Source organism: Pseudoalteromonas haloplanktis ATCC 14393 (assembly GCF_000238355.1).
GTDB lineage: Bacteria > Pseudomonadota > Gammaproteobacteria > Enterobacterales > Alteromonadaceae > Pseudoalteromonas > Pseudoalteromonas haloplanktis.
Window position 1 is genome coordinate 152,687 of the sequence record NZ_AHCA01000008.1, and the last position, 15,736, is coordinate 168,422.

General features: G+C 40.4%; 17 protein-coding genes. 9 read left to right on the forward strand and 8 right to left on the reverse strand.

Annotation, left to right across the window (positions count from 1 at the left end; genetic code table 11):
- Positions 1-13: 13 nt before the first annotated feature.
- Entirely contained in the window at positions 14-2,164 is a 2,151-nt protein-coding gene (gene pta, locus PHAL_RS0115350) for a phosphate acetyltransferase (RefSeq protein WP_016709310.1), read from the reverse strand.
- A gap of 2 nt (positions 2,165-2,166) precedes the next feature.
- Complete coding sequence (locus PHAL_RS0115355; protein ID WP_016709311.1) at positions 2,167-3,381, reverse strand: acetate kinase; 1,215 nt, start codon at positions 3,379-3,381, stop codon at positions 2,167-2,169.
- Positions 3,382-3,712: 331 nt separating this feature from the next.
- On the opposite strand from PHAL_RS0115355, the gene yfbV reads away from it, so the two are divergent.
- Positions 3,713-4,159: a terminus macrodomain insulation protein YfbV gene (gene yfbV / locus PHAL_RS0115360; RefSeq protein ID WP_016709312.1), complete on the forward strand. Its 447-nt coding sequence runs from the start codon at positions 3,713-3,715 to the stop codon at positions 4,157-4,159.
- On the opposite strand, the gene rlmA is transcribed toward yfbV, so the two are convergent.
- The 3 genes from rlmA to xthA are packed head-to-tail and all read right to left on the reverse strand — an operon-like array spanning position 4,143 to position 6,432.
- Positions 4,143-4,952 (reverse strand): 23S rRNA (guanine(745)-N(1))-methyltransferase, encoded by an 810-nt coding sequence (gene rlmA / locus PHAL_RS0115365; protein WP_016709313.1) that lies wholly within the window; start codon positions 4,950-4,952, stop codon positions 4,143-4,145. The genes yfbV and rlmA overlap by 17 nt on opposite strands.
- On the reverse strand, positions 4,949-5,620 hold the full coding sequence (locus tag PHAL_RS0115370; protein WP_016709314.1) for an energy-coupling factor ABC transporter permease: 672 nt from the start codon (positions 5,618-5,620) through the stop codon (positions 4,949-4,951). The genes rlmA and PHAL_RS0115370 overlap by 4 nt, the downstream gene beginning before the upstream one ends.
- A gap of 5 nt (positions 5,621-5,625) precedes the next feature.
- A complete protein-coding gene (xthA, locus tag PHAL_RS0115375; protein WP_016709315.1) occupies positions 5,626-6,432 on the reverse strand; it encodes an exodeoxyribonuclease III in 807 nt (268 codons plus the stop codon).
- 298 nt (positions 6,433-6,730) lie between these two features.
- Between xthA and PHAL_RS0115380 the strand changes: the two genes are divergently transcribed.
- From PHAL_RS0115380 to rluB, 3 genes are all read left to right on the forward strand, one after another.
- On the forward strand, positions 6,731-7,249 hold the full coding sequence (locus tag PHAL_RS0115380) for an EF-hand domain-containing protein (protein WP_016709316.1): 519 nt from the start codon (positions 6,731-6,733) through the stop codon (positions 7,247-7,249).
- Between the two features lie 143 nt (positions 7,250-7,392).
- Entirely contained in the window at positions 7,393-7,983 is a 591-nt protein-coding gene (gene scpB / locus PHAL_RS0115385; protein ID WP_016709317.1) for an SMC-Scp complex subunit ScpB, read from the forward strand.
- Positions 7,980-8,849: a 23S rRNA pseudouridine(2605) synthase RluB gene (rluB, locus tag PHAL_RS0115390; RefSeq protein ID WP_016709318.1), complete on the forward strand. Its 870-nt coding sequence runs from the start codon at positions 7,980-7,982 to the stop codon at positions 8,847-8,849. The genes scpB and rluB overlap by 4 nt, the downstream gene beginning before the upstream one ends.
- A gap of 141 nt (positions 8,850-8,990) precedes the next feature.
- Here the strand turns inward: rluB and PHAL_RS0115395 are convergent, their stop codons facing one another.
- Positions 8,991-9,938 (reverse strand): LysR family transcriptional regulator, encoded by a 948-nt coding sequence (locus PHAL_RS0115395; protein WP_016709319.1) that lies wholly within the window; start codon positions 9,936-9,938, stop codon positions 8,991-8,993.
- 104 nt (positions 9,939-10,042) lie between these two features.
- Between PHAL_RS0115395 and aceK the strand changes: the two genes are divergently transcribed.
- The 4 genes from aceK to PHAL_RS0115415 all read left to right on the forward strand — a co-directional run bounded on the left by aceK (position 10,043) and on the right by PHAL_RS0115415 (position 13,627).
- Positions 10,043-11,833 (forward strand): bifunctional isocitrate dehydrogenase kinase/phosphatase, encoded by a 1,791-nt coding sequence (gene aceK / locus PHAL_RS0115400; protein ID WP_016709320.1) that lies wholly within the window; start codon positions 10,043-10,045, stop codon positions 11,831-11,833.
- A gap of 83 nt (positions 11,834-11,916) precedes the next feature.
- On the forward strand, positions 11,917-12,309 hold the full coding sequence (locus tag PHAL_RS0115405) for a hypothetical protein (protein ID WP_016709321.1): 393 nt from the start codon (positions 11,917-11,919) through the stop codon (positions 12,307-12,309).
- 27 nt (positions 12,310-12,336) lie between these two features.
- Positions 12,337-13,299 carry a zinc-binding dehydrogenase gene (locus PHAL_RS0115410; protein ID WP_016709322.1) on the forward strand — a complete coding sequence of 321 codons (963 nt, stop codon included), beginning with the start codon at positions 12,337-12,339 and terminating at the stop codon, positions 13,297-13,299.
- A 73-nt stretch (positions 13,300-13,372) separates the two neighbouring features.
- Complete coding sequence (locus PHAL_RS0115415; RefSeq protein WP_016709323.1) at positions 13,373-13,627, forward strand: DUF2999 family protein; 255 nt, start codon at positions 13,373-13,375, stop codon at positions 13,625-13,627.
- 89 nt (positions 13,628-13,716) lie between these two features.
- Here PHAL_RS0115415 and PHAL_RS0115420 read toward each other — a convergent pair whose 3' ends face one another.
- Together PHAL_RS0115420 and PHAL_RS0115425 are read right to left on the reverse strand one after the other, a co-directional pair.
- Entirely contained in the window at positions 13,717-14,175 is a 459-nt protein-coding gene (locus tag PHAL_RS0115420; protein WP_029216187.1) for a GNAT family N-acetyltransferase, read from the reverse strand.
- 13 nt (positions 14,176-14,188) lie between these two features.
- Complete coding sequence (locus PHAL_RS0115425; protein ID WP_016709325.1) at positions 14,189-14,887, reverse strand: flagellar brake domain-containing protein; 699 nt, start codon at positions 14,885-14,887, stop codon at positions 14,189-14,191.
- Between the two features lie 190 nt (positions 14,888-15,077).
- Between PHAL_RS0115425 and lepB the strand changes: the two genes are divergently transcribed.
- Positions 15,078-15,725 (forward strand): signal peptidase I, encoded by a 648-nt coding sequence (gene lepB, locus PHAL_RS0115430; RefSeq protein ID WP_016709326.1) that lies wholly within the window; start codon positions 15,078-15,080, stop codon positions 15,723-15,725.
- Positions 15,726-15,736 lie beyond the last annotated feature (11 nt).

The window sequence follows — 15,736 nt, forward strand, 5'->3', positions numbered from 1 at the left end:
TTTATTTTAAGTGTTAGTTGCCTTGTACTTGCGCAGCTTGAATGGCTGTCAAGGCGATGGTGTAGACAATATCGTCCACCAACGCACCTCGGCTTAAGTCATTAACAGGTTTACGCATACCTTGCAGCATCGGGCCAATGCTGATCAAGTCAGCACTGCGTTGTACGGCTTTGTAAGTCGTGTTACCGGTGTTTAAATCTGGGAATATAAACACGGTTGCCTTACCGGCCACGGGGCTGTTGGGTGCTTTTTTAAGAGCGACATTTTCCATAATTGCGGCGTCGTATTGCAGCGGCCCATCGATGATCAGATCTGGGCGCTTTTGTTGTGCTAACTTCGTTGCTAGACGGACTTTCTCAACATCCGCGCCAGTGCCAGATGTCCCGGTACTGTAACTTATCATAGCGACGCGCGGCTCAATACCAAATGCCGTCGCCGAATCAGCTGATTGAATTGCAATATCAGCCAGTTGCTCTGCTGTTGGATCCGGGTTAATTGCGCAGTCGCCGTATACCAGTACTTGATCCGGTAAAAGCATAAAGAACACGGATGAAACTAATGAAGAACCGGGTGCTGTTTTTATTAGTTGTAGCGGCGGGCGAATTGTATTGGCGGTGGTGTTAACTGCACCAGAGACTAAACCGTCAACTTTACCGCGCGCTAACATCATAGTACCCAGCACCACGTTATCTTGTAATTGCTCAAGTGCTACTACTTCAGTTAACCCTTTGTTTTTACGAATTTCAACCATGGGAGCAACATAGTCGTTGATCACATCTTGTGGTTCGATAATAGTCACATTTTCGTTAAGCTCAACACCTTGTTGCATTGCGATACGTTCTATTTCTTCTCGATCGCCTAACAAAATGGTCTTGGCTATACCGCGTTGGCCACAAATAGCTGCGGCTTTAATAGTGCGAGGTTCGTTCCCTTCAGGCAGCACAACGGTTTTCGCGGCTTGACGCGCTTTGTCGGTGAGTAAATAGCGAAATGCAGGTGGCGACATTTTACGTGTTTTTCCAACACTTTTAGCGAGGGAATCTAACCAATCAGAATCAATATGGCTGGCATTATGATGTTTAACTTTATCAATACGCTGTATGTCATCACACGGTACTTCCATATTAAAGTTATGTAGCAAAAATGAAGTACGCCAAGTGTCTTCATTAGTAATGAGTATAGGTAAGCCTGTGGCCATTGCCTGTTCACATAGTGTCATAATGCGCGGTTCAGGTTTATAACCACCGGTTAATAAAATAGCACCTATTTTAGTACCATTCATGGCTGATAAACAGGCTGCTACTAATACATCTGAACGGTCGCCAGGGGTGACTAACAAGGCGCCTGGCGTAAAGTGATTTAAGATATTAGAGACGGTTCTGGCACAAAAAGTAACGCGGCGAAGACGACGGTGCGCCATATCACCTTCATTGATCACTTCAGCTTTTAAATAAGCACATAAATCTTTTACTCGCGGTGCTACAAGTTCAAAATCCCATGGGATTGAGCCTAGTAACATAAAGGGGTGTTTTCTAAATATGGGTAATGATGCTAAACGGTTCAGTTCGTTTTCTAGTTGATCAGGTTTGTGTGATTCAACCAAATCAGCACGAGCTCTCCCTTCATCATCCAGCGGAGCATTGACTTTATTAAAAATGCAGCCCAACACACGAGCATGATCAACACTACCATAATAGCCAGCCGCAATTTCTAATCTGTCTTCAATTTGGTCATTACTGTCATTCCCTGGTGTGAGTACAAACACAATATCAGCCCCAAGGGTTTGTGCGATTTCACGGTTTACTCGCCCGGCATAAGGTTGACGGCGAGTTGGCACCATGCCTTCTATGATGGCAACAACATCATCGCCAATGGCGTTTTCAAAGCGCTCGACTATTTCTTCAAGTAAGTCATCGCCTTTACCATCACCAATCATTTGCTCTGCGTAATCAAGGGCAAAAGGAGTGGGAGGGGTAATCGCTGATCCTTGTGTTACTATTTGGGTTGATTTTTCTGGCCCAGTTTCCCCTGAGCGAGGCTGTGCAATTGGCTTGAAAAAATTAACTTTAACGGTTTTTTGCTCAAGTGCGCGTACTAAACCAACCGATACTGAGGTTAAGCCAACCCCAGTTGAGATTGGAACTAACATAATTCGACGTGCCATTGTTACTGCTCCTGTGCAATTGCTGCGGCATCACGGGCAATTACCCATTCTTCATTGGTTGGCATTACCACCGCTTTTGTTGAGGCGTTATCAGAACTTATCACACCTTGTGTGCCAAAGCGGGCGGCAAGATTTGCGTTATTATCACAATCAAGGCCGAGGAAGGCGAGTTGCGTAATCACTTTGTTACGAATGATATCGGAGTTTTCACCAATACCGCCGGTAAAAATGAGAGCATCAAGGCGTTGTAGTGGCACCATAAATGCGGCCACTTGCTTTGCTAAGCGATAACAAAACATCTCAAGTGCTAAAATGGCTTTTTCATTGCCTGCTACAGCCGCTTCTTCTATGGTACGGCAGTCATTTGATAATTCGCTAATACCTAGCAAGCCGCTTTGTTTATTCAATAAATCGTCAATTTGTTGAGCATCATAATTTAGTTGGGTGGTTAAAAAATTAAATAAGCCAGGATCAATATCACCGCTGCGGGTGCCCATCATTAACCCTTCAAGTGGCGTTAACCCCATACTGGTATCGACACTTTTACCATTTTTAATCGCACACACTGAACAACCATTACCTAAGTGGGCGCTGATAAAGTTACTGTGTTCTATTGGTTGATTGAGCAGTGCCGCTGTTTGACCTGCAACGTAATAATGGCTTGTCCCATGAAAACCGTAGCGTCTAACCCCGTAATCTGCGTATAGCTTATAGGGTAGAGCATATAAGTAAGCAATTTTATCCATAGTTTGATGGAATGCAGTGTCAAAAACAGCGATTTGTGGCAGGCCTTGGAATGACGCTTGTGCAGCAGCTATACCGAGTAAGTTAGCGTGGCCATGTAATGGGGCAAGCGTTGCTGCTTGGGTAATGCCTTTAATAACCGCATCATCAATCAGCATTGACTTGGTGAAGTGCTCACCACCATGCACTACACGATGACCGACTGCGATGAGGTTATTCGCTAAACTATACTCATTAATGAGTTTAACCAGTGTGTCGATTGCTTCTTTGTGTGCTTGATTTACTGCCAATTCAAGGAGGTGTTTTTTGCCTAAGTATTTGTATTTAATTGATGGAGATGACGATCCTAAGCGCTCAGCCAAGCCGGAAATGATTTCTTCAGAGCTGGTGGCATCTAAAATAGCAAATTTTAAACTTGAACTTCCACAATTAAGAACAAGCACGTGGTGAGGCGATGAAGGTTGCGCAGACATATCAGGATCCCATTTTTTAACAATTTGGTAAGTGCACATTAAGCTTAGTTGTTATATAACTAACTATCGAACAAGATTGACTAAAGTTAGCGTGTTAGCGGTCGATAAATTGGTATCGGATACAGTCAATGGCTATACTAAAGTTTAGTTAACTTAATATGCGTTTATTTTACCTGATTAATTTATTTATGGTAAGTTTAAACCATGATCAAAAACAGGTTTTGGACGAAAGGTGGAAGGGATTTTACACAGAAATGTTGCCGTCAATGTGGTATACTCGCTTGCGTTAGGCAAACATTTATAAATACACCAGCGACACCTAGGAGTCATGATGCAAAAAAGTGTGATGTCACAAGTTCAAACTGGTCGTGAATACGCTAAAAAATGGCCGATGCGTAAAGAGCTAGCGCCTATTTTCACGGAGTTTAGAGTAATTAAAGCCACAGAGCTGGCGATTACTGTTATGCCAATTTTGGCAATGCTCACTTTATTTATGCAAATTAATTATTTAGGCAGCAGTTTTTTACCGCAAGCTATCGCCATTGCATTGTTTTTTTTATCGTTACCATTACAAGGCCTCTTATGGTTAGGTAAACGCGCAGACACTCAGCTTGAGCCGGCAATGGAGCATTGGTATAAAGAGTTACACAGCAAGATGGTTGCTAACGGTTACCAAGGGCATACCCCAAAAGAGAAACCGAAATACGCTGAATTGGCCCATTTACTTAATGATATGTTTGATAAAATGGACCGCGCATTTACTAAAGAGAATCTGTAAGACGTGTAAATTGGCTTACATAAAATGACAAGGTGACCACTTGCTCACCTTGTTGCTCTAACTGTTGCCAATGCTCTGGGCGAAACTTCCACGCAAAGGGAGTCATGGTTATCAAGTTCTTCACATCATTAAATGGCAAGCTTATTTGTTGCTCTAACAATGTTTGCTCTATTAGCTCAAATCCATCCGGTACACTAATGGCTGTATGTGCGTTAACGTCACGGTAGATATAGTGTTTCAACTCTTTTAAATGCCATGGGCCTGGGCTTGCCACAATTAGTGTTCCATCGGATTTTGCTAGGCGCGCTAATTCAGCATCAAATAATGGTGCAAAAATACTCACTAATACATCGGCCATACCGTCATTAAACGGTGCTTGACTAATTGACGCTACACTAAAATTACAATGCTTGTATCGCTTCGCGGCGAATTTAATGGCTGATTTTGAAATATCGACCCCATATACTTTTGCATCACATGCATTGGCTATCGCTTGTGTATAAAAACCCTCGCCGCAGCCTAAATCAATCACATATTGCGGGCGGTGCGTAGCAACGCGCTGAGCAATGGCTGTTTGTAAAAACTGATAATGGCCAGTTGCTAAAAAAGCGCGTCGTGCTTGCACCATGTCTAGGTTGTCGCCGGGGTGTTTGGAATTTTTTTGTTGTACTGGCAATAAATTTACATAGCCTTCTTTGGCCGTATCAAAGCTATGGTTGTTACTACATTTGAGCACATTAGTCTGTAATGTAAGCGTTTGTTGGCAAAGTGGGCATTGATAATCAAGACTCATGAGTCTAGGTAATCCTTGTCGTAAAAAGTTTTAACCCAATGTGGGCGATAGGTGATCAATAAAGTTATGGCCATCCCATTGAGCATGGCTTCAGGAAACCAAATGATGGCACATAAGTAGAGGTAATTTTCACTTAATTCAAACCAGTTATAGCTACCGGTTAAATAATAAAATACGCTCACAGCAATAATCTTCAAACAGGCAATTAAAGCAGCATAAATAAACGCACAGACAAAGATATAGATAAAAAAGTGTCGTGGCAGGAGGCTGTAACAGAGTATAAAAAGACCATAGCTGACTAAAATGGGCAAATAAGCGCTAAGTAGTAAATGCACGGGTAACTGCGTGATACTAATTTGATTAAAGGCGGCTAAGAGTAAGCTGGCAAGCGTAGCGCTGAGTAATGCAAAGCGCCACCCTAAAATTAGTGTGATGGCGGTCACACCAAGTATGTGTAATTCAAGGCCCGGCAAGATACCAGCTTTAATACGCCACAGCAGTATAAATACTAAGGCACACGCGAATACACCGGTTTGTCGTGCTGGTGTTGCAAGTAACCGTTGATATTGTTTTTTACTAATACTGAGCAAAAAAATGCAGCCGACAATAAGCCAAGTCATTACTTGAATAGTGCTGTTTATTATCGGCGCTTCTATTAGCTCAAGCATGTTATTTAGCTAAAAGTAGACCAAATTGGTGCATGATCTGATGGTTTTTCGATACCACGTAGTTCATAATCAATGCCAGCATCGCTGCAGCGGGCAGCCAATGCTGGGGTTGCTAAAACAACGTCTATACGCAGGCCACGATTATCATCAAAACCTTTTGAACGATAATCAAACCATGAATATTGCTCTATTGTGTCTGGGTGTAATTCGCGGAATGTGTCTTTAAAGCCCCATTCAAGCAAAGTTGCAAGCCATTGACGCTCTTCAGGTTGAAATGAGCATTTACCGGTTTTTAACCAGCGCTTACGGTTAACCTCACCAATGCCAATATCAAGATCGGTTGGAGAGATATTAATATCACCCATTACAATCACATCTTCTTCACTATTGTGATGGGTGTTTAAATGGGTCATAAGATCGCGATAGAATTGGCGCTTATATGGAAATTTAACCTCATGGCTGATGTTATCACCTTGTGGGAAATAACCATTCATTACGGTTAAATCACGGCCGTTTTCTTGAGTGACCGTAACACTGATCATACGTTTTTGCGATTCTTCACTGTCTGTTGCAAATCCTTTAACCACAGATTTAGGTTCATTTTTGCATAACATCGCTACACCATAATGGGCTTTTTGGCCATGAAAATACACGTGGTAACCCATTTTTTGCACATCTTCGAGTGGAAAAGCTTCATCGTGTACTTTTATTTCTTGTAAACCGATTATATCAGGCTGATGTTTATCAATAATTGCTTGTAGTTGATGCAGGCGAGCTCGCAGCCCATTAATGTTAAATGAAATTACTTTCATGGCTAGACCTTTAAATTAGAGTTAGCTTTTCATAGATTATGCAAATTCTACCATCAAATAAGGTCGGGTACATGTGCTTATTTATTAAAAATACCTTGCTTAAAATACAAGCAAAATAGTGAAATGTTTAATTATGTAGCTCATCTGCAACTTTTACATGCTTTTATGAAAGCATTGCAGTAAACACTGCTGTCAAATAATTTTAAAACTTTAAGTTTATGAATTTAAAGGTTTTTAAAGTTGGCGTTTAATTTGTATATATTTTCTTGCATTTAATTTAACTACAAGGAAATGTCTTATGAAAAAGTTAACTTTAGCAGCTACAATTTTAGCAACGGTGAGTTTATCAGCTTGTGCTACATCTTCAATGTCAAAAATTGACAGTGATTTTGGTAGCTTAGATAACGATGATGACGGTTTTATCTCAAAAGCAGAAGCTGACGACGATAATATTTGGCAACATTTTTCAAATATTGATACGAATATGGATGAGCAACTCAGTCGTCAAGAATTTAATACTTATATGCAGCTTAACACAGGCAAAGTTGCCAGTGATAGTGAAGTGAGTGATTCAGCCTTTAAAGCTGAAATCGCGAAATTTGATCCTATAGAAAATAACTTCAGCTCATTAGACAATGACAGCAATGGTTATATTTCAGTGACAGAAGCCAATGATGACGATATAGCAAATCATTTTGGCTATATGGATAAAAACCAAGATAAACGCGTCAGTAAGCAAGAATTCATTAGTTATATTCAAACTTATGGCAGTGATGTTGCCGAAGATGAAGCTCTTGAGATGATAAGAAAGAGTTAATTTATCAAAGTTAAATAGAAAACCTCAATGCCAATAACTGTGTTATTGGCATTTTTTATAGATATTTAACGATAGTTTTTCCCAGTTTAAGTTTGATCTGTCATAATATTACGTTACGCAAGTTTATTAGGTTAGAAATAGGTATGGTGGGGCGACGAATTAGTGATGAACAACTTGTTGAGATCATTGAAGCGGCTATTTTTGTTGCTGGAAAACCCCTTAGTAAGCGGCACTTAAAAGAAACGGTATTAGGTGATTTGAGTGTGTCGATGACGCGCATTAACCTCGCACTTGAACAAATCCAAATTCATTATCAAACCCGAGGTATCCGGCTAGTTGAAGTGGGTAGCGGCTTTCGATTTCAAGCCTGTGCGAGTTTAGCGCCTTGGTTAAATAACCTCTGGCAAGAACGCGCACCTAAATATTCTCGCGCTTTATTGGAGACGTTATCGCTCATCGCGTATCGTCAACCGATCACCCGAGGAGAAATCGAGCAAGTCCGTGGCGTCACTGTTGGCTCGGGTATTATTAAAAGTCTGCTCGAACGTGAGTGGATACATGTTGTTGGCCATAAAGAGGTGCCAGGTAGGCCTGCTTTATATGCGACAACCAAACAATTTTTAGATTATTTTTCGTTAACAGGGTTAGAAAATTTACCGCCACTGCCAGAGCAGCAGCAAAGTAAAATAGACCAGTTATTGAGTGATCCTTCTGTGAGAGAACTGTCCGAATGAGTATACAAGGTGAAAAGTTACAAAAAGTATTGGCAAGAGCGGGTGTTGGCTCTCGTCGTGAAATGGAAAAATACATTGATGCAAATCGCGTGAGTGTTAATGGTAAAGTGGCAAAGTTAGGTGACCGCGTAGAAGAAACGGATTTGATCCGTGTTGATGGTCACACCGTGAAGATTGAAGAAAAAGCAGAACGCATTTGCCGCGTTATCATGTATAACAAGCCGGAGGGTGAGTTATGTACACGAAAAGATCCAGAAGGGCGCCGCACAGTATTTGACCGCTTACCTCGTATTGATGGTGAACGCTGGATTGCTGTGGGCCGACTAGATATAAATACTGCAGGTTTAATGTTATTCACCAATGATGGTGAACTTGCCAATCGTTTAATGCACCCAAGCTATGAAGTTGAGCGTGAATACTCAGCCCGTGTATTTGGTGAAGTAACAGCTGAAACCATCAAAAACTTAAGTAAAGGCGTTGAGCTTGAAGATGGCATGGCTAAATTCCTAAACATAAAACCATTGGGCGGGGAAGGCATCAACCGTTGGTATAACGTTACTTTAACTGAGGGACGTAATCGTGAAGTACGTCGTTTATGGCAATCTCAAGATGTCGAAGTATCACGGCTGATCCGTATTCGTTACGGTAAATTAGAGCTCGATAAACGCTTACCACAAGGTGGTTGGGCTGAGCTTGATCTAGAGACGGTTAACTACTTACGTAAAACAGTTAAATTAGGTCGCGAAACACAAACTAAATTATCAGTAATGCCTGAAAAGCGTAAAGATAAGCGCGCTAAAATTAATCAAATTCGTAAAGCTGTTAAAAAACACAATAATCGCGTCAAACAAACTAAACGTCGTTAATCGGTGTTCAGTTTAAAATAAGCGATTATCGGCACAGCGTCGTTAAGCGAACGAATGACAAACAGCTAAAATCCGTAATGAGCAAAGCTTATTACGGATTTTTTATCGTTATTTACACCACATTGAACTGTTCTTTACTCATTACCTATCAGCAATCGTTTGCGCAAATGCTAATAATTCACGACGTAGCCATTGGTGAGGACTGGCATGGTGAAGCAGTGGACTCCAGAGCATTTTTACTTCTATAGGCACAATTTGAAAGGGAACGGGGCTTATGACTAACTCTGTATGTTTTGTAAGTAACATGGCTTGTCGCCGTGGCAGGGTGGCAATTAACTGAGGTGACTGGCAAAGCAAGCTGGCTATCATATAGTGGCGGGTAAACACCCTAATATGACGAGTTTGTTCAAGTTGCCATAAAGCTTCATCGACCCACCCTAGTTTTTGACTGCCGGATTTATTTGTCACCGCAGCTTCTGCTCCCCAACCTGCACGATTAACCCAAATATGCTCACTTGCTAAATAGTTTTCTAAATCAGGCTTTTGCAAGAAAGAGTTTGCAGGGTGCATTAAGCAGCAATAATTGTCACGCCACACACTGGCTTGGTGAAACGAGCGGGGTAAGCCATTAAAACGATTGATAGCTAAATCAATACTGCCTTTTTCCATATCTTGTAGGCTGACATCACTTGGACTCAGCACATCAAAGTTTAATCCCGGATGTTTATTCAGCTGTGCGGTAATAAAAGGCGCGACTAAGGTTGACTCTAAATAATCGTTGGCCATTATGCGAAATGTTGCTTGTGCTGTGCTTGGATCAAAAACATCACTGGGTTGGGTGATAGCTTCAGCCATTTTTAGTAAAGCTTCAATTTCAGGCTTTAAACTCAGTGCTTTTGCGGTTGGTGTCATTGAACCTGCGGCGCGCACTAGCAGAGGATCATCAAACAAATCTCGTAAACGCTTTAATGCGTTACTCATTGCAGGTTGGGTGAGCGCTAGTTTATTTGCTGCTTTAGAGACATTTCGCTCATCTATGAGTACATTTAAGTACACCAGCAGGTTGAGATCGACATTACGTATATTCATTTAATCAATCTTATTTATTCGCTGTATTAATTATCTAAATTAAAGCCTGCTTGCTAAGGTGTGTAAACCAGTAATGAAAAATAGTCGCCATAAGTGATAAAAATATGCCTGAATTAGAGCCGCCACAATCCGTGTCAGTTGAGCTAGAAAACGCACTGCAGCAAGTGATTGCGACTAAATTAGCCCGAGCGGTGTTTGCAGGTTTTGAAGCTATGTTCGCAGAGTTTTTAAATATCACCTTAGGAGCGCAAAGTCGCTTTGAGCAGCAACAGTGGCAAGGTGTTCAGTCAGCAATGCGAGAGCGATTGCAAGTATACGAACGGCAAGTTAAAAATGTTAGTGAGGCGGTGCGGATCATTGCATTTCAAGAATTGCATGAACCACAACTTTGGCAACAGGCAAAACATATTTATGGGAAAATGGTTGCAGAGCATGAAAATCAACCGATTGCGCATACGTTTTTTAATTCCACATTTGGCGCTATTTGGGATGATAAAAAAATCCGCACCGTGCATTTGTTTGTATTAAAAGCCAAGTACCGAGCAAAACCGCGGCCATTTGATAATTTAGTGAGTCGCATTTCTTTACAAAATGGTTTTACTAATGCGGTTCAGCAACTCATTTACCGCCAAGCTTTTCGGGTTCAATTTATTGATTTAGGAAAAGATATTGATAATTTACAGCGTACGCTCCGAGCCGGTGCAAAGTTGCAATGTCGCCAAGTGTATGAGTTACTAGATTTAAATGACGGCTATATTGAATACGCTAATTCACTTTTTTTTAGAAATAAAGCCTGTTATTTGATTGGCCGCTGCATAGCTAAGAATGGTGATAATATGCCATTTGCAGTTGCCATTTTGAATACAGATAGCGGCTTAATGTTAGATGCGGTAATGATGGGGGCCGATCAACTGAGTTTACTCTTTGGCTTTGCTCGTACTTATTTTATGGTCGATACCGATCAACCCGCACGCTATGTTGATTACTTATCTGTACTAATGCCCCATAAACAACGTTTTGAGTTATTTAATGCCATTGGCTTTATTAAACATGCTAAAACGGAGTTTTATCGTTACAAAGTAGACACGACGAAAAATAGCCCTATTGATGATAAATATATTATTGCCCCAGGCACGCCAGGCATGGTGATGTTGGTATTTACCACCCCGGGCTCTGATTATGTGTATAAGGTGATAAAAGATAAATTTAATGCGCCAAAAACAGCCAGCAAAGCACAAGTAATGGCAAAATATGACTTCGTAAAACAAGCCGACAGAGTGGGTCGTTTGGTCGACACCCATGAATTTCGCTATTTGGCTTTTGACTTAAGCCGCTTTAGTGATGAGTTACTTGCGCAAATGCAGACTAATATTGCCAGTAGTATATCAATTGCAGATAAAGCGTTAGTGCTCAAACATGTCTATGTGGAGCGTAAAATGACCCCGCTGAATCTTTATATCAATCAATGCGATGATATTAAGCTGAATAAAGTTATGGATGATTATGGCCAAGCAATAAAAGACTTAGCGGGAGCAAACATTTTTCCAGGTGACATGTTAATGAAAAACTTTGGCGTCACTCGGTGGGGGCGCGTAGTATTTTATGATTATGATGAAATTTGCCCACTTACACAGTGTCATTTTAGGCAATTACCCAGTAGTGAAAATAGCTTTGATGAACTCAGTAACGAAAGCTATTTTGATGTTGACGAAAACGATGTATTCCCAAGTCAATTCAAGGTATTTTTTAGTGCAGATCAGCGTGCATTTAGTTATTTTTGTCAGCAGCATAATGATTTGTTCAGCCCTGAATTCTGGCAACAGTGCCAAGCACAGATTAACGCCGGTCACGTTTACGATGTATATCCTTATAAACAGAGTTGGCGATTTACATAAGTTAGCCACAAGTCTGATAGGTGTTCTTTACCGCAACAGGTACAATTTATAAACACTAATAAGAAGACTTAAAAGGATATACCATGAAAACATTACTTTTAACGGGGATATTACTTACCTCACCTTTAGCTTTAGCTAATCCACTGCTCGGTAGTTGGGAGTTTGTAGAGGGTAAGTATGCGGTAGAACAAGGCTATGTCACTGCCAAAGCCCCTGAGCTTACGTCTATTAAATTAATTACAGCTACTCACTTTAACTACATTACGCAAAAAAACGGTGAATTTCACTATGCAGGTGGTGGTAAGTACACGTTAAAGAACCAACAGTTTGTTGAAACATTTGCGTATGGCAATATTCCATCATTACTTGGTAAAACCATGGCTTTTGATTACAAAATTGAGGATAACTTATGGCATCATTCTTTAACTGAAAATGGTAAGTTAGTTGAAGCCGAAGTATGGCGCAAAATCGACTAAAGTTAGCTAACCGACCAAGGAGCCACAATGCAATTTATATCTCATCACGAGCAGCAACTAAGCTTGAGTGACACTGACAAACCTCAATTGCAACCGAACGAAGTCCTAGTGAAAGTGGCCGCAATAGGGGTTAACCGCGCCGATTGCATGCAGCGCCAAGGTAAATACCCAGCACCAAAAGGTGATAGCCCTATTTTAGGGCTTGAATGTGCAGGAACAGTGGTTGCACTCGGTACTGAGGTTGATAGCAATTTGCTTAATCAATCAATATTTACCTTGTGCTCAGGCGGAGCTTATAGTGAATATGTGGCTGTTGATGCCGGTCAACTGATGCAATTACCTGATAGTTTAACTATGGTACAGGGCGCAGCAATCAGCGAAGTCTATTTAACCGCGTTTGGAGCATTATTTCAGCTGGGTAACTTACAGCAAGGGCAAACAGCTCTTATTCACGCGGGTGCCAGTGGTGTAGGTGGCGCGGCTATTCAAATGGCAAAACGTGTTGGTGCAACGGTGGTGATCACCGCCGGCAGTGATGAAAAATGTCAGCATGCTAAACAGTTAGGTGCCGATCACGTCATCAACTATAAAACCACCGATTTTGCTGAATATATGCAGCATCATCAGTTAACTGCTAATGTTATTGTTGATCCTGTCTCGGGGCGTTATTTAAACAAAAATGCTGAGATTGCAGCAATGGATTGCCAAATTATTATGTTAGCGTTTTTAGATGGCCGCTTTGCAGAGGTAGACTTTGCCCGTTTATTACAAAAACGTATCTCATTTCATGCTTCAACACTTCGTAACCGCAGCCAAGCATTTAAACGCCAACTTCGTGATGAGTTTGTTGCCATGTTTTATGATGATATTGCCAATCAACGCTTTGATTTTAATATTTATAAAACGCTACCATGGCAACAAGCAATGCAAGCTCATGAAATATTAGAGCGTAACGAAAATGCCGGAAAAGTAGTGTTAGAAGTGCAGTAAATTAATTATGTAGGTTTAAAATCCGCAGTTAGCCCATATAAATGAGAGTATCTAAAAAATAATAAGGCATACAATGAACCCAATTATTGCAACATTAAAAGAGCATAACGTTAGCGACGAAAAAGTACATGAGCTTTTTCAAGCGTTTACCCAAAACCCAATGATGGCAATGGCCCTTGTTCAGCAGCTAGGTATTCCGCCAGAGAAACTACAAGCGTTAATGGGGTTAGTAATGACACAGCCACAGTTAATTAAAGAAGCTGCAGTGTCTTTAGGGATCACTGATGGCGAGCTTGAAAAAGCCAAAGAGCAATATAAAAATCAATAATTATTGATTGGTACACTGTCAGCTTTGGTTTGTTAATACAGTCGAGCTGACAGCTGAACCGTGTAAGTTAAATCGTTAAACAGCTGGGATTATGATTTAATCATGTATAAGCAATTAGCTAATGGTATTTCACCGGGATAGTCTGTGAATGTGAAGCCAAATTTCTGATAAGATTTAATAGCCGTTTCATTATGCGCTAAAACAAACAGTGAATACGCTTTTAGTTTTAACTCTTGTTGCCCAAGCTCACATAAATGTGACATAAGCTTTGCTGCGATCCCTTTACCACGAAATTCGGGGTTCACTACTAATCGGCTTAGGTGGCATTTATCTAAACGTTGATAAAACTGCCCAAATGCTAAAAATTCTGACTTATTTGATATAAGTACAGATGAACTCAGTGAACTCATCTTGAGATCTTCAGTAAAAGAATATAAGTCAAATGGATACCTGAAATTTGGACCAGACCAATTGGTTAGCTCTTGTTCATTAGAAAACCAATCCATGATTGTTATTAGATGATTCTCTGTCGGTTTAATTAACTTCATATTGAGTGAGTACTCATTGGCCAATATCAATGGCGTAAGCGGCTAGTAAGTTATGCATTTTTTGCTGCTCTGATCCAGCAAATTCAATTCCAACATTTAAACGGTTGCCTTGCATTTGGTTATTGCGAACATGCGCGCAAATCACAACAGCGTTGTTGTCGATGGGGGATAGTAAATGCACAAATACTTGACGTTTTTTAAGTGCTAAGAACCCAGAGTTAACGTGGACGGTAAAGCGACAACCTGTGGTGGAAATATCAATAATGATCCCTTGTAATAGATTTTCGCTGTCATAATTTTGATCTTTATTGATACTAATTTTGGCTGGAATATGCGTTTGTAATCTGTTTACTTCACGCAACTGCCTGCTTTCAATTTGTTTAGGATAAGTAAGGTAGATTAATTTTTCTGGTCGAACTGCAAAGGCTAAAATTGTGGTTGAAAATGCTACACACTCACCTCGTTCACCTTCAACAATATAACGTACAATTGCCCCATTACCTTCTTTGAGCACATCACTATACTGATTGTTTTTTGCTTGAGGGGGATATTTTAAAATTAAATATTTACCGGTCTCGTAACCAATTAAAGTTAATTTAAACCTGACTGTTAATGGGTTGGTAAATTGGATATCAATTATTTTGCCAGGTAAGAGATCTAAACAAAATTTGGCTTTGCTATCGAGAATTGCTTTAGCTTGAGTAATTTCCATATATTTTGTAGTAATTATTATTTGTTTCCAAATAGTATCCTTTAAATGAGCTAAAAAATCACTACGACAAACGAGTGGTATTAAAAGCTTATTTTAAGTAGCACAAAGACATACTTTGTTACAAAGTTAACTGAACGGATAAGTACAGAATATGTCTATTTAAGATAAGTAAATAGAATGGATCAACATAATGAAATACCTTTATAAAATATGGAAGAATAACCGCTCTTTAATCGTGTTCATATCGCTTATGTGTGTGTTTAGAAGCGCAGTAGCCGATTGGTACGAAGTACCGACAGGCTCAATGAAGCCAACGATTGTAGAAGGAGATCGGATTTTTACCGATAAAATGGCCTATGATTTACGGGTTCCATTTACGAAGATTTCACTGTTGAAACTAGCAGAGCCACAAGCAGGCGATATTATTGTATTTGATTCTGTTGCAGCGCAAAATCGGTTGATAAAACGGGTGATAGGTGTACCCGGTGATAGCGTAGCTTTGGTCGATAATCAGTTAGTGATAAATGGTAAACATTTAAATTACGACCCTGTGAGTGAAACTCCAATAAATCGCGTAGCAACAGAGAACCTCAATGGTATAAAGCACGCAGTTAAATTGTCCAAACAGCGCTCAGCAATGCAAAATTTTGCACCCGTTATCATCCCTGAAGACATGTACTTAGCAATGGGTGATAACCGTGATAATAGTGCTGACTCCAGAGTTATAGGTTTAGTTCCTAGAGCCGAATTGCTTGGTAGAGCTAAGCGAGTGATCTTTTCTCTTGATTATGATGACTACTATTTACCCCGTAAAGATCGGGTTTTAAAAGCACTCTAATTAGTATTTTG